This is a genomic window from Rhodococcus sp. 05-340-2, from assembly GCF_002258915.1.
Lineage (GTDB): Bacteria > Actinomycetota > Actinomycetes > Mycobacteriales > Mycobacteriaceae > Rhodococcoides.
In genome coordinates, this window is sequence record NZ_NOYU01000026.1 from 21,484 (window position 1) to 43,379 (window position 21,896).

The following is a 21,896-nucleotide window of genomic DNA, read 5'->3' on the forward strand; positions in this document are numbered from 1 at the left end:
GTCAGCTCTTCTCGTAACCGGTAGCGCAGTACTCGTCGAACGCCTTCTGATTGGCCTTCACGCGGGCGGCGAGCACGGGTACGTCCCAGACGGAGGGAACGTGCAGCTTGATCGGTTTGGCCTCCCGGTAGCGCAGTAGGGCTTGATCGGCGGGCATCCGGGCGATGTCGCTGCCGGCCATGACCGGGACCGACCGGGGCCCGGCCATCCGGGAGGCGCTCATGTATTCGTCACGCATTCCCAGGCCCTTCGAGATGGTCGCCAGCTCGTCGGCGTCGCCGAGGCCGGTCAGATACAGGCGAGTGGGGGAGTCGTTGGACAGTTGCTGGCCGGCGACGTGGCCCCAGCGTTGTTCGTTCTGCAGCCGGGAGTGCACTCCGGCCCAGATCTGGATTCCGCGGCCACCGGAGTCGGTGATGAGCGAGGGCATGTTCGGGATTGCTGCGACGTTGTTCATCTCGTCGAGCACCATGCGCAGCGGCGGGTCGATCTTGTCGTCGGGCTGGGTCAGGCCGTGGGTCTTCGCCACGTGATAGAGCTCGGCCGACAGAACGGTCGTCATCGCGGCCGCCGACGCACTGCCACCCTCGGAGATGAGATATACGGTGTTGCGGCCTTCGGTGATCAGGGAACGTAGATCCGCCGATTCGCTGAGCGGGACATTGAGCGAGCGCATCAGCTTCGGCGACGCCAACGGCTCGAGCAGGCGTGTGCAGGCACCGATCATGTCGTCGGAGGAATCGGCTTTCGATTCCAGCGCCTGACTCAGGTCGGCGTCCCAGTCCGGTAGATCCCTCGACAGAACCTCATGCACGGGCTTGACGTTGCGCGAGGCAGCCCACACCCGCAGTGTGACCAGATCCTTGTCCAATACCGCTGCGGCATACAGGTAGCCGCGCATGAGCATCGCGGCTTTGCCGTTCCAGTAGCTCGAATTCGAGGTGCCGTCCATCGGCATGGCCTGCACCAACGCCGCGGCCCGCCGCATGGCCACCTCGGGGTCGTCGCAGCCGTCGAGAATCGACCACTGCATCTTGTTCGGATACACCGTCAGCCCGTCCGGATCGAACACCTCGACCCTGCCCACAGCCGCGCGCTCGGCCCACGTCGCGCGCAGAAGGTCACCGCGGGTCGAGGTGGCCACCACCGGCCCGATCGCCTCGACGACCGCCTTGTAGAACATGCGCCAGGTCTTACCGGATCCGGTGGGGCCTTCGACCAGCACACCGTCTCGGTACTGCAGAAACACCCCTTGTTTCTTGTCGTCGTACAGCGTGCCGATGCGCGTGGTCTCCGCTGCTGCCTCGATCCGGCGGACCGGGACGTCGGAGAGTGAGAGCCGGGTGGCCTTGGCCTTCTTCACCGCGCTTTTCTCGTCGATCCCGACAGTTGCGAGCGCGGCCCGATCGGCGAATCCGTTCGCCCGCACCCGCCGAGATGCTTTGCGGGCCATGTTCTTCGCCGAGACGATAGCTCCGAGCAGGATGCATGCGGCCGCGATGATGCCGATGCACAGCCAGGTCAGGATCGGGCCGCCCGGCTGAGCACCTACCGGCCACGCCGACGCGGGGTCGGATGGGTTGCTGAACAGGCCTACCACCACGGGGATCACCCCGTAGATGCCGGCGGGAAGTGCAGGGCCGGTGCCGGCGACGAGACCGGACAGGTAGCCGCCGCCGACCACGGAGACGAATGCACCGGCGACGAAACCGACGACGGGGCCGGTGCCGTAGGGAAGTACCGGGGGAGTGGGGCGAAGTTCTGGTGTGCTCATCGGGGGCGGTCCTCGCTGGAGTCGGGCCGTGGAGCAGGCGCGGGAAGGTATCTGCGGACCACGTCGCTGCCGGCGACGGGAGTGGGCGAGGGTGTCGATCGTCGATGGAGTACGGCCGAGCAGAGGGTGTCGAGCTCGCCGTCGAGGCGCGTGATCGCCGCGATGTCTCGTCGCGGGTCCAGTGCGGCGATGTTGGCGCGCAGTTCGCCGATGCGGGTGTAGCGGGCGACCGCGGCGCGGTCAACGTCGCTGATGTCGGCGCTGTGGTGGACCTGGATGCAGCCCCGTTCGGTCGCTGGTGCGATGTCGCCGCCGAACCGATACGCCAGGACCCCGGCCACCCGCTCCGCGTCGTCGCTGCCGTAGAACCCTATCGATGTTCTGCTGTGCGGCAACGGGTCCGGCCTGATGCTGCACAGGCGGACCTCCACCTTGTCGGGGTCGTCGACCCGTGATGGATGCACCGGCGAAGCGACGGCGTTGCTCAGCGTGGAGATCTCGGCCGTCAGAGCAGCGGGCAGCGGCAACCTCGCCCGCCTCACCCCAAGACTGTATTCGTCGAGAATCGCTAAAGCGCAGGCTGTCTCGGCTACCGAGCCCGTCACGGACACCTCGTCCCACGCGCAGAACATGCCCTCCGATGCCGAATCGACTGACGCTGTATCGCACTCGAAGACGGTGAAGTCGAGTGAGACCAGCGTGGCCCAGGATTGTGCGGCGTGCGTCAGGGCGAATGCCGTTGCTGCCGAACGAGACCGGAACAGTCGACCTACGGCGGTACTGCCCGCCACATCGAGGGTCGTCACGTCCACACCCACCAGAGTCGAACGGTCGGCCGTAGGGTGCGAGAGCGCTGCGCTGCGTGAGTGGTCGGTCATGCTGCTGCTCCTTTGATCACTTCGTCGGTGTCGGTGAGTGCGATTTCCAGATCCGAGCGCACGTGTTCCATCAGGATCGGGTCGGCGTTGCCGTATTTGACCAGGCAGTGGCCCTTGGCGAGGGACATGATGATTTCGGTCGACCCCGGCGGCAGGTGGTACATGCGGGCGGTTTCTTCGGCGTCCTCGACCCGGTCCTGCCCGTAGAGGAAGACGATGCCGGCCTCTTTCATCAGCGCCCGCGCCGGCGAATCGACCGGCAGGTCGGAGATGTGGTGGAACGCCGAGACGGTCGACAGTCCCAGACCGCGCGAGAGCTTCATGTTCTCGCGGAAGACCTTTCCGGTGGAGCCGTCGGCGACGTGCCAGCCTTCCTCGACCAGCAGCAGGGTCTGCATGTGCCGGGCGGACCGGGAGGCGAGCACGTTCGCCAACCAGGTGTTGATCACGGTCATGATCACCCGCAGGGCCGGACCCTTGTTCGGCAACGCCGACACGTCGAAGTGCACGAACGGGTGATCGAGAGCCGCGCGGACCTCCGGTGAGGTCGCGCCGTCGACGAGGCCCTTGAGATCGCCCAAGCACAGCTCCCGCAGCGCCAGACCGGGATTGAGGCCCCAACGCCGCGATTCCTGCGCCCACTGATCACCGAACGCTGCGCCGCTGCCGGCGGAGGGGCCCAGGAGCTCGTCGGCGAGTTCCATCAGGATCGGTTCGCGGTTCTCCCGGGCTGCGCGGTCGTTGACCACTTGCAGAGCGAGCCCGAGTGCGGCTTTCTCGGTCTCGACCAGGGGGCGGCCCATCGTGTCCTCGATGACTGCCCCGACGAGTGCTTCCTGGCCGGCCGGGGCGACTCCGTCGGTGCGTTCGACGCCGGTGGCGATCGCGGGGTCGAGCAGGTTGATGCGCATTCCCGTTGTGCCGGTGCGGAATCGGATCGAACCAGCGCCCACAGCATCCGCGATTCCGCTGTATTCGCCGCCCTTGTTGCCCTGGCGTTTCTTGTCGATCACCACCACCTGCCGGTTCGGGAGTGCGAGTTGGCGCAGGCACATCGCGGTCTTGATGAGCGAGGACTTGGCCTTGCCGATGTCGCCGATGACGGCGATGTTGATGTTCTCGATTTCCGACCCGTAGAGAGCGTAGGGGTCGGTGATCACTCCGGATTGGCTGATCTTGTTCAGCCCGGTCAGCAGGCCCTCGTGACGCACCGAGCGGCGCATCGTGGCCAGGTTCAGCGCTTCGCCCTGCCGGGTGGTCGTCCACGCGCCCTCGACGCGGATCTCGTACCAGCCCCATCGGTCGAGCCACTTCTTCCGCGTCGGCGGGTGCCGACGGGTGGTGATCATGCCGGCGGACTGTGCCGCGGCGAGAGTGGCGGCCGTGTCGGCCTGCGCGGCCAGATCGGGGCCGGTGCGCTTGCTTCGCCGGGTCAGCGAGAAACGGCGGGCGGTGCGCGGTGTGGCGGCGTGGCCACGGCGTCGGTCCTGCTTGTTGTCGGTACTGGTCATCGTCTCTCGCCTCGTTCTGTGGTCGGCGGACTCTGGGTTCGGTTCATCGGGAGCGGGTCCATTTGGTGGCCGCGAGTCCGCGGCCGAGGGGCAAGGTGACGAATGCGGCGACGTCGTGGCGGTTGTCCTGCCATTCGATCTCGCCGATACCGCAGTCGTCGGCGGCCTGTTCGACGCGTGTGCACGCCCGCAGGGCGTCGTCTTCGTCGTGGCCGGTGACCGAGACGGCGAGGGTGTAGATCATTCCGTGGTGCCCGGTTCCGGGCATGAGATCTTCACGGCGACGGGAGGATTCGCTGATCGCGACCTCCGATGCACCGTCGGTGATCTTTCCCTTGCGCTCTTCGGTGATCTGACGGGCCTTGTCCTGGGTGACGTCCTTCTTGGTCGCAGCGCGGGCCTTGGATGCCTCGACGAAGTCCATTCGCGCGGTCACCGTCCGGATGGTCGGTGCTGCGGGGATCTCGTCGTCGCCGGCATCGGGTTCGACTCCGGTGAGCAGGGTCGCCAGCCACAGCGGGCCGACTTCGACCGGTTCGATGGCGCGGGTGGGGATGATGCCGACTCGGGTGTGCCATGTGCCGGCGACCTCGACCGATTCGTCCCGTCCGACGTAGGAGGGCCAGCAGTTGTCCCACCGGACGCCCCTGTGGGCGTCGAGGGGGTAGCTGGGGTCCTGGAATGCCCGCAGGACCGCGCAGGCGCGCTGTTCGCCGTAGACCTCCACGCGCCCCATTCCGGCACGCTCGAGGGCGCTGACGGCGCGGGCGGTGTCATCGCGGATGACCTGGGCGATACCGCCGACCAGCGGGGCGTCCTTGCGGCGGGCGATCCGCGCGGCTTCGGCGAGGAACGCGGCCGACTTCGGGAAGATCAGCACCGCGTAGGAGCGGTGCTCTTCGGAGTACGGGCTCATCCGGTCGATCAACTGTCCGTAGGACCGGATCGCCGGAACCACGGCCAGGTCGGGGTCGCCGGCCGCTATCTGTTCGGTGACCCAGTTCTCGTGCGGGACCATGTCGGCGGGGACGCTGCGGTGCAGCAGTTCCAGGCCGCGGACGAACGAGGACCGTTTGGCGAATCCGGCGAGCACTCGCCCGAACGCCGCCGAGGTGACCGCCCACGCATCGTCGCCGCGCAGGCCTTCGGCCAGGCCCTGTTTCGCGATGAGAACGGAGTAGTAGTCGTTGTCGCCCGGGGTGCGATGTTCGAGGATGAACATGTCGTCGAGGCCCGTTCCGGCCAGGTCGACCGGCTCGGTGCGGTACAGCGGAACCGGAATCGTCCACCCCGGATCGAGGGCGGGGTCGCCGTAGTGCGGATCGGAAGGCGAGACCCAGACGTGCTCGCCTCTCTTGCGGCGCTGCCTGTTGCGGATCGCTTTGACCTTGCGGGCCGCGTACGACTCGTGCAGGCCGAAATCGAGTGTCGCGCACAGGACGCCGCCGATCAGGACGGCATCGATCGCCAACGTCCACGTCGACTGCCCGACCATGAACAGCAGATACAGGGCCACCACCAGCGTGGCTGCCCATGCGGCGACGACCGGCTCGGGGAACGGGAGCACTCCCCGGCGCGCGGTCTGACGGCCGAGAATCGCCGACCGTGGCCCGCTCACCGCCGCGCCCCCCGCCGGGCAGTCGGCGTTGGGTGCGGACCGAACCAGCCGATGTCAGTCGTGGCGGTCATGGTCTCTCCGTTCGTGTTGTGGGACATCAGTTGTCGCTGTCGGGGTGTTCGGGGGCGCTCTGCGCGGCCGCTCCGGCTTTGTTCATCGCGGCCCCGGCCGAGGCGAGGGCGATCGGAGCGACGACAGTCGCGGCGCCCGCCGCCATTCCTGCTGTCTTTCCGGCGGCGGCGAGCAGCCTCGATTCCGAGCCACCTGCTTTCGCGCCGCCGTGGCCACCGCTCTTGCCCGGTAGACCGCCGGATCTCGATGCGGTCTGGCCGCTCTGCTGACCGGCATGGGTGCTCGATGCCGACGAGCCGCCACCCGGCCGGGAACCACCGCCACCGCCGCTACCGCCGCTACCGACGCGGCCGGGTGCATCGGCGACACCGGCATTGCGCGAGGCCGCGCTCCCGCCGCCCCCGGTTCCTCCACCGCCGCCGCCGGCGCGCATCTGGTACATCCCCGCGCTCGATCCGATCATCTGACCCGTGGCCGACCCGCTACTGCCGAAGTCGGCGGAATCGGAGGCGCTCGGCAGGATCGGAGACCACTTGAGCAGCGCGAACGGGGCCAGTCCGACCATCACCAGGCACACGGCGATCGAGCCGAGGTCCCCGAGGGATTCGAGCTCGCCGTCGTCCGCGACCGCGCCGGCCGCGGAGATGTTGATGGCCGCGAAGATCGCGGCGAGGATGACGAACAGCAGAGGCTTGGACAACACGATGCCCAGGAACACCATCACTGGGCGGAGGGCCTTCTTGCGCCAGTTCGGATGCACCCACATGCCGAAGGCGATCGCCGAGACCACGCCCAGGATCGGCAGGGCGTTCGCGTGCATCAAGAACCCGAAGAACAGCGACAACGCGCCGAGGAACATCAACCCGAACCCGACGATGGCACCGACGGCACCGCCGATCAGGGTGGTATCTGTCAGCGGGCCGAGGACCGAGGAGATGTTGTCGACCACCTCGTCGGTGGAGCTACCGAGCAGTGAGACCAGACTGACCGAGAGTTCGTGCGCGAGCGAGATCAACAACTGCGCGAACGAGGGCGCGAACAGCATCATCATCACCCCGGCCGGGGCGTAGGCGAACAGGTCTTTGGCCAGCTCCATACCGGGTCTGCTGCCGTCGGAGGATTTGTAGATTGCCAGCAGCACCATCAGCGCCATGACGAAGATGCCCAGACCCGTCGACATCGCGTAGACCTTGAGAAATTCGGGGTCGGTGGGGTTGAACTCACCGATACCGGCGAGCCCGTGCAGGACCGATGTGGTGGTGCCGACGGCGGCGCTCTTGAGCTTGTTCGCCCAGGAGTCGATGACGTCGGAGGGGTCTTTGACGAAGGCGACGATGTCGCCGACCGCGCCGACGGTGTTGTCCCACACCCAGGAGAAGCCGTCGACGTACATCTTGCCGACCTTGTACTGCGGGGTCGCCTTGAACGCTGACTCGAGGGTCTCGCTCAGGCGGTCACTGAAGCTGGTGTTCTGATCGATCCAGTTCATGGTGCCGCCGAACAGTTTTCCGACCCTGGTGTTCCATTCTCGGCAGGTCACCTCGTCGTCGCGGTCGGTTGCCTTGCTGCAGTTGACGTACATCGCGTGCATGCACAGCGACCCGGGCACTCCCTCGGCGCACGCGTCGGTCCAGGCCTGCTCGGGAACCTGGTCGGCATTGGGCTGCGCCTTCATCTCGGCGAGCGAGGCCGCATCGGGAGTCGAGGCCCACTCGAAGCCCCAGGTGCTCGAAGTCTTGGTCGTCCACCGGGCGAGATCCTGTGCGCAGGTCGGGGCTGGGGGAGCCATCGCGGCATCGCCGGCGGGATAGACCGGCGGGTAGAACGATTCGAGCACCGCATCGTCGGTGATGGACAGCGCGGCCTTGCGGTTCTGCTCGACCCCGAGATCGACACCGGTGGTCTGCGAGCCGACCGCGCCGGCATCGATGAGGACACCGATCAGAACCGGGTCCTTGCGCACGGACACCGCGGCGGTCCACCGCGCGATGCGGTCGTTCTCGGTGGCCGTCCAATACAGCAGGCGGCCTTCGTTGCTCATCACCGATCCGACGTACTGGCCCATATCGCCGCCCTTGTCCTTGCAGGGCCCGGTGAACCACGGTGCTGCTTTGAACTCGTCGGTACCTGCGATGTATTTGCGGAGATCCGCAGGAAAGGTCTCGGGTAGCTTCTTCGCCGTCGTGGTCGCGGTCGATCCGCCACCGGGAACCGGTGCCGGAACAGCCGAGGGCTGCGCGGCCGCGGGCCACGCGAACCCGACCGCCGCGATGACCGCCACCGCGATCGTCAACAGAATCCTTCGCCACATCGCAGGCCGACCCTTCATCAGTTGACGTAGAAGGCGTAGAAGCCGTCCGCGGCCTGCTTGGCGAGGGAGGACTCATCGGCGGGGAACTGTGCTTCCTCGAGGGTGGGGCCGGACTTGTAGCTCCAGTCCTTGGCCTTCCAGTCGTCGTTCTCCCACACCATCGTCACGGTGGTGGTGGAGTAGATGGCCAAGATGCCGACTTTGTCGCTGTCCTGGCTGACCCGGCTCTGGCTCACTCCCATGCCCCAGACCGACACCGTCGCCGAATCCTGCGAGAAGTTCTCCACTGTGACGATCATCGGAACGCCGTTGACCGTGCCGCGCTCGGTCTCCTGGCGCTCGGACGAGACGTCGAGGACCTCTGTCAACGCCGGTGTCGGTTCTGCCGCTACGGCAACGTCTTTGAGGCGCTGAGCATCGATGCGACCTGCATAGGCTTGGCCGTTGGCTTGGGTGAAGTTCACCGCGGCGGTCTGGGCGCCCGCTTGATCGCGGGTGTAGCCGGCAGGGACGCCGTCGATGGTGGTGGTCGGGCCGTGCGCGGCGCGGATCGCATCGGCTCCGTCATCGGTGGAGCTCTCGCTCCCCCCGGATGTCAACACGACCACGGCAATCACGACGACGAACGCCACGGCGGCGGCGATCATCGCCAGTACCCACTTGGGCAGCCCGAACAGGCCCGATCCGGGCGAGCCGGACGCCGATCCCGTCGCGCTGGTGGTCGAGCCGGCGGCGCCGACTGCGGAGAAATCTCGTGCCATGTCAGTTCTTCTTTCTCATCGAATGGGGTTGAGCCGGAACGTTGTTGGTGATAGGTCAGCCAGGATTGGCGACGAACATGATTGCGCCGACGATGACGCCGCCGATGGCCAGAGCGCCGACCGCGACCCCGGCGACTTTCGCCTCGCCCATCGAGTCGCTCATCTCCGCGCCGTAACCGCCGGCTTTCGCGGCGCGCATCTTGTACAGCGCGACAAGCAGTTTCACCGATGCTCCGGCGAGCAGGACACCCCAGATCGAGGCGGCGACCCGCGCCCACACGTTCTGGAAGGACGGGCCGAGGAACTCGAACGACGGCTTGATTCCGTTGATCGGGTTGAAGTCCTGGGCGGAGGCGGGGCCGGCGAAGATGACCGCGAGGGTGAGTGCGGCGGCGGTCATCGCTGCGGCATTCCCTGCGCGACGAGCGAGGGCGCGGCCCCGGGTCGGGGTGGGAGGCGGTGTGATCATCGGTGGCGTCCTTTCACTGGAAACGGTTGGTAGAGCAATAGAGTCGGGTGGGGCAACAGGTTCGGTGGTCATCGGAACGGGTCCTCTCGGGGTGGTTGGTCTCGGGGTGGGACGGCTCGCGGCCGCCACTGCTCCCGGGGCGGGTGCCGGTCGTAGTCCGCGTCGGCGTCGTAGCTCTGCGGAGCGGGCTGTGGGATCGAGTGCGGGGGGAGCGAGTACGGACGACGCGGCGGGCGGCGTTCGGCCTGCGAGGGACGTGTGAACTCCTGTGGGGCATATGCATCGGCGTATTCGGCGGTCCGCTCGTACGCGCGATCGGCGAGCCTGTCGGCGATCTCCGCTGCCACGTTGGTGTACGCCTCGACGGTCGCCTGTCCGAGCTCCTGATAGCGGATCCGCTCACCGCTGGCGAACTTCGGCTCGTAGGGCACCCGCATGATGCGTCCGACCCCGCCGATGGCCTCGAACTCCTTCTCGAGCCAGCCTTCGAGCCGCAGTGCTGTATCGACGGAGTCCTTGTCGCCGGGAAGGACGACGGTCAGGATCAGCGCCGATCGCACCAGGTGCTCGTAGCCGCGGGCGATGATGCCGTCGAGCATGTTCATCGTCAGGATCGCCATGTCGCGTCGCAGCGGAAGCGGGATGACCAGGATGTCGGAATGCTGCACGGCCCACTGCCAGTTGCTGGCGGTGGCGTTGTTGCCGGTGTCGACGATGATCAGGTCACGGTGACGGCGCAGCACTGCCATGAGCGCGGCGCATTCGTCCCACCCGATCCCGCTCTGGCGGCTCGTCGAGCTGTCGGAGGCCAGCACCTCGTCATGGGTGGGCTGCAGGCGCAGATAGTGCCCCAGGGTGCCCGAGACTGCATCGGCGGAGGCCAGGGCGCGGGCGTTCTCGAGGATGTCCCACGGTCCGAGTTCGGGATCGGTCGTGCGGTGCGCGCGATGGCCGAGAGTGCCGGAGTTCTCGCACGCATCCCAGGCGACGACTCCGCGGCCGCGGTGAGTGCCGAAGGTGTTCGCCAGCGCGGTGGTGGTGGAGGTCTTGCCCGCGTCGCCCTTGAGACCGATGACCGAGACGACCATGCATCCCGGGAGCGGCTGCTGGACCCGTCGCACCGATTGGCGGAACCGGGCTTCGGCGGACTCGGGTAGAGGTGGGCGGGTCAGTCCCAGAGCGGCGTTGACCCGGCCGCGTAGTCCCCAGAGGGCAGGGCGGTTGTCGAGCTCGGCGGTCTCGGAGTCGAAGTCGCGGCCGCCGTACTCGGCAGGAATGTCGATAGCAGGTTCTTCGTTGGCTGCCAACGCATCCTGACCCACTTGGTAGGGGTCGGCGAACACCTCGTTGACGTCCCCGTCGTCGAATGCGTCGGTGCCGGCGTCGTGCTCACCGTCGGTGTCCTCGTCGACGACGGCAGGTTCGGGGTTGGGGTCGCTCTGGCGGCGCAAGCGTTGCTTGCGGAGGTCGACGGCGGTCTCGGCTTCATAGTTCTCGCGGTGCTCGCTGTACGGGTCAGGAATGCTCATCGGAGTTCCTTTCGGGGAGGGGGCGGATCCGGGGTGTGCTGCGCGGTCATCGGTCACAGTTGTTGCACCGCATCGACTTTCCAACGGCCGTCGTCGTCGACGACAAGGACGGCGACCTGGACGGTGTCGACGCCGGCGACCGAGCCGTCGGCGGCGATCGCGGTCTGCTCGACCTGGTACATCCGGTGCACAGCGCTCGCGGTATCGATCGCGCCCTGATTGGGCACGTTGGACACCGTCGGCCAGACCTGGGCGTCGACCGAGGCCCATTCGAGCCATTGACCGCCCGGGCTCCCGGTGGGCGTGGTGGCGAGGAGCTGCTCACGGAAGCGGTCGGTCAGAGCGGACCCGGTACGGGCAGCGGCGTCGTTCGGCCCGGCGTCGACGGCGGTGTTCCAGGTGAACCACGTGGTGACCACCCCATCGGCGACAGCGACAGGATCGCTGTCGTCGACCCCGGCCAGGGTGTCCGGTATCTGGGCCGGGGTGGTGGCCGGCGACCGTGTCTGGGTGGCGCTGGGGGCCGCGCCGGGGGTCCACTGCTGCGCCGGTGCACCTGCGGTGGTGGCGGTGGTCGGCGGTGTGGCGGTGTCGGTGGACGAGCAACCTGCGGCCAGGCCGACGGCGACCAGGAGCGCGGCGGCGATGGCGGCGTTCCGGGCGGCAGTCACGACGGGTCCTCGTCGACGAACAGGTCCGAGAGCCGGATCGCTTGCCAGGCCTGGAAACCGGTTTCCTCGCACCAGTCGACGGCGCGGTTGTCGTCGGTGATGTCGAGTTCGAGGGAGACCCCGTGGCTGGCTGCGACGCCCGCCAGTGCCGTTCCGTCGACGTGGGGGTTGCTGATGTGCAGCAGCAGGCGCACTGCCTCGACGCCGGCGTGCTCGCGGGCTTTGCCTGCGAGGAAGATCGCCTTGCCGGCGGCGGAGTCGTCGGCGGAGGTCTGGTTGCCTTTGCGGAACACCGTGTCGTTGCGGTGGAAGGTGCCGTACCAAGCGGCGTCGTCGACCGGTCCGAGAATGGCGAAGCTGCCGCGGTCGTCGCCGGCGGCGTACAGCTCGATCAGTGGTGCATTCTCTGCGACGGCGGCAATTTCGTTCGTGCGTGCGATCGCTTCGCTCTCGCGGAGCTCGTCGTAGTCGATGTCGAGCTGTTTGACGAGTTCTCGTTTGATCTTCGGCCACATCGAGCGTGCGAACAGGTTGTTCTCCTTCGCCCACGTCCGCAGGTCGGCGCTGGTGTACTCGCGCAGGGTGTCGGCGGCCGAGTGCACTGCGGCCGCTGCTTGCTCCCATTCAGTTGCTGCCGAAACGGTCATCTTGAGGTTCTGCCTTTCATCGGTGGACGGGTAGGGCGGGCATGGAAGTGTGATGTCAGACAAAGCGTTTGGCTTTCAGTCCGGACGCGGGAGGGGTCCAGGGCGAGATCTTCACGACGTCGCCGGATTGGGGAGCTTCGACGACGGTGTTCGCGCCCATCCAGATGAAGATGTGTCCGGAGTGGGGTTGGATGATGTCGCCCGGCCGCAGGTCGGCAGGGTTGGCGATGGTCGTGCCGCGGGAGTCGTTGATCTGGGCGGAATCGAGGTGCGGGAGCACGATGCGGCCCGCGGTGGCCTGGGCGACGGCGTATTTGACCAGACCGGAGCAGTCGAATCCGACTTTGGCGAAGTCTCCGTACATATCGGCGACCCCGCCGTCTCGGGTGCCGACGGTCGGCCCGTTCTCGTCGCCTCCGCCCCAGGCGTAGGGCGTGCCGAGCCACCGGGTGGCGGCGTCGACGACGGCCGATCCGGACGACGGGCCACCGGGAACGATCGCGGCTACTGGTGCGGTGAACTCCTCGATCGCGAACTTGCGGATGTTGGTGATGTAGCCCTGGGTTTCACTGTTGGTGCAGGTGTGGCCCTGGGAAAGAGTGGCACCGGGTCCGCAGTTGTACATCGACAGCGCCAGATCGACGACGTTGCCGGTCAGTCGACCGTCGGCGAGGCCCTTTTTCGACAGCTCGACCATCTTGCAGTCGTAGGACGCCATCGACATCACTGCGTCGGCGACCGAGTTCATCTCCCGCTTGCCGTCGCCGTCGCCGTCGACGCCTTCCTGCTCCCAGGTGGACGGGAGGAACTGTCCCGGGCCGGTGGCACCGGACCGGGCGTTGTAGGCGTTGACGTCGAACTTGCTCTCCTGCTTGAACTGCCCGGCAATGAGCGGTGCGGTGATCTCCGGGCAGGTGGCCGCTGCTCGGTTGATCCAGGGCTCGAATTCGGGTGGGACACTGCCCGGTTTGAGGTCGGATCCACCGATCGAGGGGCGGGCGCATCCGGCCCCGCCGATCGGGCGGACCGAGGCGGCATTGACGATTGCCGGGGACGAGGTAGCCGAGGTGTCCGGGGTCGTGGGGGCGGCTGGTGTGGGTTCGGCGGCACCGGCGAGCCAGGGTTGCGGGTCGGTCGGTGTTCCCGCGCCGTCGGGCAGTCGCCCGCCCTGCCAGACCTCGAAATGCAGGTGCGGGCCGGTCGATCCGCCTTCGTTGCCGATGCCGGCGATGTGTTGACCCGCGGTGACCTGATCGCCCTTCTTCACCGTGATCGTGTCGGCGCTCATGTGGCCGTACACGGTGGACAGTCGCTGGCCGTCGATGGTGGTGTCGATGATGACCCAGTTGCCAAACCCCGCTGCCGGACCGGCTTCGGCGACGGTTCCCGAGGTCGCCGCGTAGATCGGGGTGCCCAAAGGCCCGGCGAAGTCGACGCCGCGGTGCATCGTGCCCCACCGAGGACCGAAACCGGAGGTGATCTCGTAGGTTCCGGCCAGCACGGGTTGGGTCTTGTTTCCCGGTCCCGGTGCCACCTGCCCGGCCGCCGGGGCTGTGGGTAGGCAGTCGTCGACCTTCTTGGGGTTGTCGCTGCCCAGCACCACGCCGCCGACCAGCACCACCGCGGCCGCGATGACCGCGGCCCCGGCTTTGATGCCGTTCGAGGTGGTGCTGGACTTGCCCATATGCCTTCGACGTCCTTTCATCTGATCGGTGACGCGAGGTCACATGCGCTGCGGGTGGACAGGTGCGGTGGGCCGGATAGGTGTTCGGGGGCAACGGGTTCGGTGTCCGGCGCGGTCAGCCTCCGATTGCTTTGGTGTAGATCTCGACCATTTCCTGCAGGGCGGTGCGTTTGCCGTCGACGAGCCACTGGCCGTAGGACTCGTGCACCCGCGAGCCCAGGAAGCTCGCTGCGGTGACGCCGGCGTCGACGATCTGCCCCAGGGCTGCGGCGTCCGGGGAGGTGACCGTCGCCAATGCCGAATTTCCCAGTCCGACAAGGTCGCTGCTCTGTGCTTGGCTGCTCATCAGCGCGGTCATCGCATCGGTGGGTGCGTGCAGTTGGTCGGCGGACATCTTCTGGCTCGGCATCAGGACGCCGAGTGCGACGTTGGCGAGATCGATTCCGATGGGCAGCAATTGACCGAGAGCGAGAAGGTTTCCGGTCTCGACGACCTGCCATGCGACCTCTTGGAGCTGTCCGACGTCGCGGGCGAGGCGGATGACGTCGACGTTCGCGAGCAGACCTGCCACCATCGACGTCGCGGCCGCGGTGCCGGACGGGTCCGGAATCAGGCTGATCAACCGCGCGATCGAGGACAGATCGACCCCGGCAGCCATCTTCACCAGTGGAGAGAGCTGATTGTTCAGCTCACCCGAAACCCGGTGCGCTTCTTTGATGTTGCCCGAGAGCAAGAATCCGGGGAGGGCTTGCAGGTTCGCCGCGACGCCGTTGTAGTCGACCGACGTCACCCCGGTCACCACGCCTAGGACCTGGTTGATGATCGTGACCGGCTTGATGGCCGACAGAACCGATGTCGCGGTCGCGAGCTGATCGGCCGGGGTGCTGGCCAGCGGAGACACTCCCGTGCTCAACGTCTGCGCGGGGCCGGACAAGGCCGCAAACGTGCTCGCGGCATCGGTGGGAGCTGCGCCGGCTGCGGACGGGGTCGAGCCGCTCAGAGCCGATGCGCCCGACAGGACGCTGCTCGCCAAGCTCACGACCTGGTCGGCGGCACCGACGATCTTGGGGATGTCGATCTGGTCGAGCGCGTCGACGACTCCGCTGGTCGCTGCTTCCGGTGACCCTTCGGCTGCGGTGCGCAGGCCGTCACGGGCGGCGGGGTTCGCCGCCATCCACGACTGTGTCTGGGCGACCGGTGCGAACGTGCCGGACAGGAGCTTGGCCTGCTGGCCGATCTCGGCGATGTCGAGAGCCGAGGAGGTCGAGGTCGGAGCGCCGGCGGTCTGCAGCTTGTCCACCGAGGCTGCCAGCGAGGACGCGGCACCGGGTGCGGCGGAGAGGTCGGCGAATCCGTAGTCGGAGGTGACTGCGTCCAGGAACGACGACGCACCTGCACCCGCGCCGGTGGCTGTCGGGGCTCCGGGGGTCGAGGACGTCGACGGAGTGGGGGTGCTTTCGGTGGCGCTGGTCGAGGTGGGCTGCGTCGATGTCGCGGTGGACTGGCCTGTCGCGGTTGCTGCGGTGGATTGGCCGGTTGCGGTGGCTGTGGGCGCGCTGGTGCCGGGTGTGACGGTGGCTCCGGCTGCTGTTTCTACGGTGCCGGGTGGGTTGGCGAGGATGCGGCCGAGCGAGGCCAGGAAGGAGTTCGAGGACGTTTCGGTGTTGCAGTACTTGTCGTCGGGGTGGCAGATGTCGAAGACCTTCCCCGACAGGGCACCGAATCCGCGGGCGTCGGGTCCTCCGATTCCCTGACCGGCGAGGGTGGGACCGACGACCTTCGCACCTGCGGTGCCGCGCTTGGGGTTGGCCAGCAGTGCGACCGCCAGTACCGAGGCCGGCGGCGTCGGTCCGGACCCGGTCCCGATGTCGACCGCTACGTCGTTGGCGATCTGAGCGCCCTGGGAGTAGCCGCCGATGACGAATTTCGAGCCGGGGCAGCGGGTGAGGGCGTCGACCGTGGCCCGATCGCCTTCGGTCTTGGAGGTCGCGTACGTCATGCCGGACTGGAGGAATGCCTGTGCGGGGTAGGAGGGGTAGACGACCTGGATCTGAGATCCGTAGCGGCGCTGCAGCTCCTGGCCGACTTGTCCGAGCATTCCGGCCGGTTTGGTGGGGTCGGCATCGGCGCGGGTCTCGGTGGTTCCCGGTGCCAGGACCGCCACGTATCGCGCGCACGGCGACCCGGCTGCGGGTGCGGCGGAGGCGACCGGGGCCACGAGGACGAGTCCGGTGGCCACGGCGGCGGTCAGGGCGGCGAGTCGGACGGAGACGGCACTGCGCATGGTCTATTCCCCTACTTCGGTGATCGATTCGATGAGATGACGCCCGTCGACCACGGAGGTGGTGACGCGCTGGGTGCGGTACTTCGGGCCGGGTGTCCCGTCGGGTTGGACGAGACTGACGGTGAGGGTGAACAGCCCGGGCAGGACCGGATCGAGGTCGAGGCAGTACATCGAGCCGACAGGGGTCGCGGCGATACCCGCGTCGAGGTTCGCCACGCTGGTGAACGGCGGGGCGGCCGGGGAGAGGAGCTCGAACGCGGCGGCACCGGACCGTTCGACGTACAGGCGGTACTCGAACGCCCTGATGGCGTTCTCGCCGCTGTCCTGCCCGCCCGCGGGCATCGAGCAATCACCCTGCGCGGACTCGGCAGGAGCAGACGTCGGTGAGCTCTCGCTGGGTGATTGCTCGGTGTACGTCGACGGCGCGGACGTGATCAGTGCATCGGCCGGCAGTGGGCCCTGCGCGGGTTGCGGGTCGTCACCGGTGGCCACGATGACGCCGGTGAGGATTGCGGCGACCGTGACGGCAGCGCCGCCGAACAGCAGGGCTGCTCGGCGACGACTGCCGTCACGGGATCCGGATGCGGCGCGCGGTGGTTGTGGACGTCTCGGTGACCGGCTCGGGCCGGTGGCGCTGACGATCGACGAACCGTGGTGCTCACGCGCCATGAGGGTGAATCCTTTCGGGGACAGATGAATCCGGGGAGAGAGCGGTCACGCAGGGGCGAAGGCGGCGTTCAGTCCTGCGAGCGCGGCGTTGGCCTGATCGACGATCGGTGCTGCTGCGGTGGTGACCGCGGCGACGGTGTCGGCGACGGCAGGCTGCTCGAGGGCCTTCGAGGTGAACCCCTGTGCTGCTTCGACGGCAGGTGCGGTCCACACCGACGCGTCGCTGACGGCCTTGTCGACGATCGGTGCCGCGTTCTGGACTGCGGTGTCGGCGGCCGCGAGCACCTGGCGGCCGTTCGGGTCGGCAGCAAGAGTGTCGCGGACCTGCCCGACGGGTCCGGGGAGATCGACGGTCGCGGCCGGCGGGATCGCCGGGACGCTGTCGGCGGCCGGGGGAACCACCGCGGGTGCGGGGGCCGGCTCTTCGATGATCTGCTGTTCGCCGCCGAGAACGGTGGCACCGAGGACACCGCCGATGGCAGCGCCAGCGCCGGTCAGACCCAGCACGATCGGTGCCGACAGGGCAGCGCCGACGCCGGCACCGGCAAGTGCGGCCGCACCGGGAACGAAGATGTACCCCACCGGTCCGGCCCAGATGACCGCGGGTGTGGCTGCGGTCGTCGCCGCAAGTCCGAGCGCGCCACCGATAGCAGCACCGGTGCCAGTGATCACTGCGGCCGGGGCCACCGATGCAGCCAGGCCGACAGCGCCACCGGTGATGACACCGGTGGCGGTACCGGCCGCGATGCGGTCGGCACGAGGTGCATCGGCGAAACCGTTGTCCACGAGCCAGTTACCACCGTCGGCTTGAATTGCCTGGGTGGTGTTGTTGAACTGCTCGACGAAATTGCGGTCCACGATGTTCGGGTCGTACGGCACGAGTTCACCGCCGACGAGGAAGTACCCGTCAGGTGCGTCGATCGGGGCGATGACCTTGCGCTGCACCGTCGGGACCGGCGGCGGGGGCGGCGGAGTCGCCTGCAATGCCGGGGGTGCTTCGCTCGGGGCGGCCTGCGGAGCAGGGGCTTCGTAGTAGGTGTTCTGGTAGTACGAGGACTGCTGGTTACCGGCCAGGTAGTCGTCATAGCTACGCGACGGGGTCTGCTGGACCTGTGGTGATGGCTGGTAGCCGGGTAGGTACTGGCGTTCTTCCGGTGCGGCCGGCGGCGGGGTGGCCGGAGCCGTTTGCGGTGTGCCGGTGACGCCCGGCTGTGATTCCTGCGGGGCGATGACGCCCGGCTGTGAGGGTGCGGCCTGCGCGGGAGCGGCCTGCATGGTCAGGCCTGCGATCGTCACCGCGGCCATGGCGGGCAGCGATTTGATCACCCGCCCTCGCGTGTTGGGTGAGCGGTGGTGTCCGGTGCCCGGTGTTGCTGGCATTGTGTGTCGATCCCTTCCTGGTGCGACCCGATGGTCGGGTCGTTCTGGTGAATGCGATTGCGGAGCAACCGTTCTGGCGACGATTGGTTCTAGATCAAGTGAGTGGAGAAAGTGGATGGGTGCGTGCGATCCATAGGTTGTGGGCCAGTCGCACGCACCCATCACGTGCTAGAGGCTCAGAGCCAGCCGAAGAACACCGACCAGAACCAAGGCTGCTGGAAAATCCACATCGGGTATCGAAATCCTCTCTGTCAGAACGGGTGTGGGTTCGAGGGGTGATGTCCCGGCGGGGCCGCGCAGTACCGAACATGATGAAATGCGCTTACTGCGCGACCCTCGCGCCGGTCCACCGTTCGAGCTACAGGACGTCGGGGGAGCTCCTGTAGCTCACGAGCGGGACTATCAGCAGAAGCCCACTCGGGTCGGGCTGCAATTCGAACCGCCAGGTCTACGGCTTACTGGAAGTAATGGATCGATCAGTGCACGATGTGGATGGACCCCACTCGGCTAGCAGGGCTCCGTCGTCACCGATGTACTGGTGGCGACCGGAATGCCCGTGGTCGAGCGAGCATGCAATCAAGTCACCATGTGTCCGATTCACGACGATTGACGCGCAAAACTGTCTCTGTGCGAGGAAAGTTGACTCCATCGCATCCCGTGCGGCACTCACCTCGGTCCACCCCCACACCCTTGGCTAAAGTGGCAATGTCGGTCGAACGCACTTGTCGTCGCGCCTCGTCCGTGTTGGCCCAGCACTGAACTTCGAAGCTGTCCAATTCTGGGCTTAGCTGTCGACGGCAATGGTGGAGCGGAAACCGCGAGCGACGTGACCATGTGGAACTCCCGACAGGAATGATCGGACGGAATCTGTGAGCAAACCGTCCTAATGTCCCGCGCTACAAGCAGTGCCGAGAGCGACAAGCACCGAGGAATCCCTTTTGGGCGCGCAATAGGACTGTAGAACAGGTTTGGTGCACCGCGCAATTGGTTGAAGGTTGTGGAACTCGGAACGGGCGAGCGCATTGTTGCAACGATAGCGCGCAACTATAAAACGCACAAGACATCGAGGTTGACGTGGATCGAGGAAGATGAAGCTGTCTTGGAAGGTCGATAGAGAGTGGGGACAGTGCCGCGAAGCGGGGTTCGTGGATTTCGGGCCGATCGGTTGCGCGAGCTTCGGGTACGCGCTGGGTTCAGTGCTGACGACCTTGCGGCGACTGTGGGCGCGACTAGGCAAGCGGTATCCACCTGGGAAACGGGGCGTTCAACGCCACCGCCGGCGACCCTTGGTCGAATCGCGAATGCCCTGCACACGTCGGTCGCAGCCTTAGTTCCGATTCCGGAGTCTCAGCTCAAATTGTCCGACCTGAGGGTGCATGCGGCGCTTTCCCAGGGCGACGCTGCGCGGATGTTGGGGATGTCGGCCACTGTTCTCGCCGACATCGAGCGGGGGCGCAAGCCTGAGACGGAGGAGCGCATCGAGTCGCTTGCGGAAGCGTATGGGGTATCCACCCGAACGGTGGCAGCTGCATGGAGTCGAACTCGCGATGCACGCACGACACGCGCGCAGTCCTTGTAAAAAACGCAACTATTAAACGTACGTGCAGTGCGGGCGCTGCGATCGACGTGAGTCCGCAATAGTCTCTGTAGATCCGCATGGATCCGCGAGATTTTTTACTCTTCGCACAATTCGGTCAGAGTGACAAGTGCGGCCGTGGTGTGCTGATCAAGCGAGACCAGAACCGCGTTGACTTTCATGGGCTTCCAATGTCCGTCGAGAGTTCTGAATCGAAGCACGGCGTTAGTGCGTTCGCGTGCGAGTGCATTCGACATTTGCTTCGCAATTGGTACGTCGTCCGGATGAATGGCCGGTACCGGTTCGTCGGGAAGGTTTTCCCAGCAGATATTCGGTACAGGTTCAGAGTTGTACCAGCGCAACAAGTTCAGAGTCCTGAGGTTGACCAGTGCGCGGTACTCGCCCTCCTTGGTAGACGCCTCCAGGACACGATGCTCGAGTATCGTGGGTGGGGGAGCGATAGTGATTTCACCTGCGGGGCCGATGTCATGCGTGATGCCCCTCAGGATTATTTCGGTGCCCGCAGCCTGGTCTTCGGCAATCATCCGGCACGAGAAGTGCGCGGCCCGAAGTTCGCCGTCGTCCCGTCTCACTGTCCAAACTGCTTGATGGGTAGTGCCCGGTGCTGACTGCACGATCTTGGCCATAGCTTCGCTCTCGTCACGGTTTGTGACAAGTCGGGTGAACGCTCCCGCGAGTGCGCGCTGGGTCTCGCGCTCGTTTTGCGGAACGCGGTACAAATCGAGTAGATCATTGCTTCCGCTTGCTGTGCTATTCGTGAGGTTGAACTGCCACGCCCCGGTGGCGTCTCGCGGAGGTGGAGTCTCATCGCGCCGGCCGAGCCACACCCATGCCCCGTGCGTACGGCCCGCAAAGGTTTGCAGTGGTTCGGCCAGTACTCGCCTGTATCGGTCTCTGGACAGCCGATCCACCATGGCTCCCGTAACAAGCGTCTCCGTCACCGCGGCCAGTGCCTCGTTGCGGCTGGCGGAGCTGCGCAGAACATGACGAGGTGAAACAAAAGACTTGGGCGAGGACCCAACTCCGATCACGGACGGCTCTTCATCTCCGAACGTCTCTATCAGGATCCAGCTATTCGACATGGTTGACCGACCCCCGCAGGTCTGGTGAGTGGTTTCTGTTGATGACGACTTGCTAGGTCCGTCGCAGTGCTCGGAGCGAAGGCAGCAGCCGTTGGTAGTGAGGGCCAAGCACGCGCGTTGTCGCGGCGACGAGGCGGGCGTCGTTCCCTATTGTCACCTGCGACTTCCCCCTCCACGCACCCGCAATGATTTTTTGGGCGGCCACTTCGGGGGTGGTTCGGGCTATGCGTCTATCGAAAAAATCGGCAGTCCGCACGTGATCAACGCCCGGTGCCGCCCGCGCCGTCCGAGCGATCGACGTCTTGAGTCCACCAGGGATCACACAGGTCGCACGCGCGGTTCGTGACGCCAGGCGGAGTTCCTGGTTCAGGGCTTCGGTAAAGCCCCGAACGGCAAATTTGGATGAGTTGTATGCCGAGTAGCCTGGTGCGGACATGACTCCAAATGCGGACGACACGTTGATAATTCGGCCTCGACGTGACGTTAGAATGTCCGGCAGAAAAGCGCGAGAGCTGTTGACGACGCTCTCGAAGTTGGTTGCCATCACGAGATCGAAATCAGCTGGGGGAGTGTCGATGACATCGCCGCTATATAGAACACCTGCGACGTTGAAGACCGCATCAATACCGCCGAGCCCATTGCGCGAAGATGCGGCCCACGAAGTGATTTCGGCCCGGCTGGAGACGTCGACACGGGTCGCTCGCGCGATCGCGGCCGTCGCAGCACATCGAGACTGTGTGTCGAGGAGGGCGTCGTAGTTGCTGTCGGCGAGCGCGAGTGACCACTTCTGTTGTGCTAGCTGCAAGGCGATCTCGCGGCCTACGCCCGAACCCGCGCCGGTAATCGCTGCTTTCCATTCACCTGGCATCTGCTCGCCCCTCCTGCGCCTCGCTACCTTGGGTAACTAGGAACAGTAACGAAAGGCTTGCAGTCGCGCTAGCAACCAGCTGGTCTGTATT

The 21,896-nt window shown here is 66.4% G+C and carries 17 protein-coding genes; 1 reads left to right on the forward strand and 16 read right to left on the reverse strand.

All coding sequences use genetic code 11. The features are described from left to right. Position 1: 1 nt before the first annotated feature. The 14 genes from CH271_RS14215 to CH271_RS14280 form a co-directional block, all read right to left on the reverse strand. Positions 2 to 1,774: a type IV secretory system conjugative DNA transfer family protein gene (locus CH271_RS14215; protein ID WP_249305507.1), complete on the reverse strand. Its 1,773-nt coding sequence runs from the start codon at positions 1,772 to 1,774 to the stop codon at positions 2 to 4. Then, a complete protein-coding gene (locus tag CH271_RS14220; protein WP_094634001.1) occupies positions 1,771 to 2,652 on the reverse strand; it encodes a hypothetical protein in 882 nt (293 codons plus the stop codon). Before CH271_RS14220 ends, CH271_RS14215 begins: the two co-directional genes overlap by 4 nt. Continuing rightward, positions 2,649 to 4,163, reverse strand: a complete 1,515-nt coding sequence (locus tag CH271_RS14225) for an ATP/GTP-binding protein (protein ID WP_094629896.1) — start codon at positions 4,161 to 4,163, stop codon at positions 2,649 to 2,651. The genes CH271_RS14220 and CH271_RS14225 overlap by 4 nt, the downstream gene beginning before the upstream one ends. Before the next feature lie 43 nt (positions 4,164 to 4,206). Beyond that, on the reverse strand, positions 4,207 to 5,781 hold the full coding sequence (locus CH271_RS14230) for a hypothetical protein (RefSeq protein ID WP_094634002.1): 1,575 nt from the start codon (positions 5,779 to 5,781) through the stop codon (positions 4,207 to 4,209). Positions 5,782 to 5,878: 97 nt separating this feature from the next. Continuing rightward, entirely contained in the window at positions 5,879 to 8,146 is a 2,268-nt protein-coding gene (locus CH271_RS14235; RefSeq protein WP_141216550.1) for a hypothetical protein, read from the reverse strand. 35 nt (positions 8,147 to 8,181) lie between these two features. Beyond that, complete coding sequence (locus CH271_RS14240) at positions 8,182 to 8,925, reverse strand: hypothetical protein (protein ID WP_094634004.1); 744 nt, start codon at positions 8,923 to 8,925, stop codon at positions 8,182 to 8,184. Positions 8,926 to 8,980: 55 nt separating this feature from the next. Beyond that, positions 8,981 to 9,394 (reverse strand): hypothetical protein, encoded by a 414-nt coding sequence (locus tag CH271_RS14245; protein ID WP_249305509.1) that lies wholly within the window; start codon positions 9,392 to 9,394, stop codon positions 8,981 to 8,983. 68 nt (positions 9,395 to 9,462) lie between these two features. After that, on the reverse strand, positions 9,463 to 10,923 hold the full coding sequence (locus CH271_RS14250) for a MinD/ParA family ATP-binding protein (RefSeq protein ID WP_141216551.1): 1,461 nt from the start codon (positions 10,921 to 10,923) through the stop codon (positions 9,463 to 9,465). Positions 10,924 to 10,976: 53 nt separating this feature from the next. After that, the gene (locus CH271_RS14255) at positions 10,977 to 11,594 is read right to left on the reverse strand and encodes a hypothetical protein (RefSeq protein ID WP_094634006.1); all 618 of its coding nucleotides are present in this window, start codon (positions 11,592 to 11,594) and stop codon (positions 10,977 to 10,979) included. Beyond that, positions 11,591 to 12,241 carry a hypothetical protein gene (locus CH271_RS14260; protein WP_094634007.1) on the reverse strand — a complete coding sequence of 217 codons (651 nt, stop codon included), beginning with the start codon at positions 12,239 to 12,241 and terminating at the stop codon, positions 11,591 to 11,593. The genes CH271_RS14255 and CH271_RS14260 overlap by 4 nt, the downstream gene beginning before the upstream one ends. A gap of 55 nt (positions 12,242 to 12,296) precedes the next feature. Further along, on the reverse strand, positions 12,297 to 13,925 hold the full coding sequence (locus tag CH271_RS14265; RefSeq protein ID WP_249305511.1) for a peptidoglycan DD-metalloendopeptidase family protein: 1,629 nt from the start codon (positions 13,923 to 13,925) through the stop codon (positions 12,297 to 12,299). 115 nt (positions 13,926 to 14,040) lie between these two features. Continuing rightward, positions 14,041 to 16,209 (reverse strand): cutinase family protein, encoded by a 2,169-nt coding sequence (locus CH271_RS14270; RefSeq protein ID WP_094634009.1) that lies wholly within the window; start codon positions 16,207 to 16,209, stop codon positions 14,041 to 14,043. A 3-nt stretch (positions 16,210 to 16,212) separates the two neighbouring features. Then, positions 16,213 to 16,878 (reverse strand): hypothetical protein, encoded by a 666-nt coding sequence (locus CH271_RS14275; RefSeq protein ID WP_249305513.1) that lies wholly within the window; start codon positions 16,876 to 16,878, stop codon positions 16,213 to 16,215. A gap of 45 nt (positions 16,879 to 16,923) precedes the next feature. Further along, positions 16,924 to 18,258, reverse strand: a complete 1,335-nt coding sequence (locus tag CH271_RS14280) for a hypothetical protein (RefSeq protein WP_249305514.1) — start codon at positions 18,256 to 18,258, stop codon at positions 16,924 to 16,926. A gap of 1,126 nt (positions 18,259 to 19,384) precedes the next feature. Between CH271_RS14280 and CH271_RS14285 the strand changes: the two genes are divergently transcribed. Then, the gene (locus CH271_RS14285) at positions 19,385 to 19,837 is read left to right on the forward strand and encodes a helix-turn-helix transcriptional regulator (RefSeq protein ID WP_094634011.1); all 453 of its coding nucleotides are present in this window, start codon (positions 19,385 to 19,387) and stop codon (positions 19,835 to 19,837) included. Positions 19,838 to 19,932: 95 nt separating this feature from the next. Here the strand turns inward: CH271_RS14285 and CH271_RS14290 are convergent, their stop codons facing one another. Both CH271_RS14290 and CH271_RS14295 read right to left on the reverse strand, forming a co-directional pair. After that, positions 19,933 to 20,937 carry a GAF domain-containing protein gene (locus tag CH271_RS14290; RefSeq protein WP_094634012.1) on the reverse strand — a complete coding sequence of 335 codons (1,005 nt, stop codon included), beginning with the start codon at positions 20,935 to 20,937 and terminating at the stop codon, positions 19,933 to 19,935. Between the two features lie 52 nt (positions 20,938 to 20,989). After that, positions 20,990 to 21,805: an SDR family NAD(P)-dependent oxidoreductase gene (locus tag CH271_RS14295; protein ID WP_094634013.1), complete on the reverse strand. Its 816-nt coding sequence runs from the start codon at positions 21,803 to 21,805 to the stop codon at positions 20,990 to 20,992. Between the last annotated feature and the right edge of the window lie 91 nt (positions 21,806 to 21,896).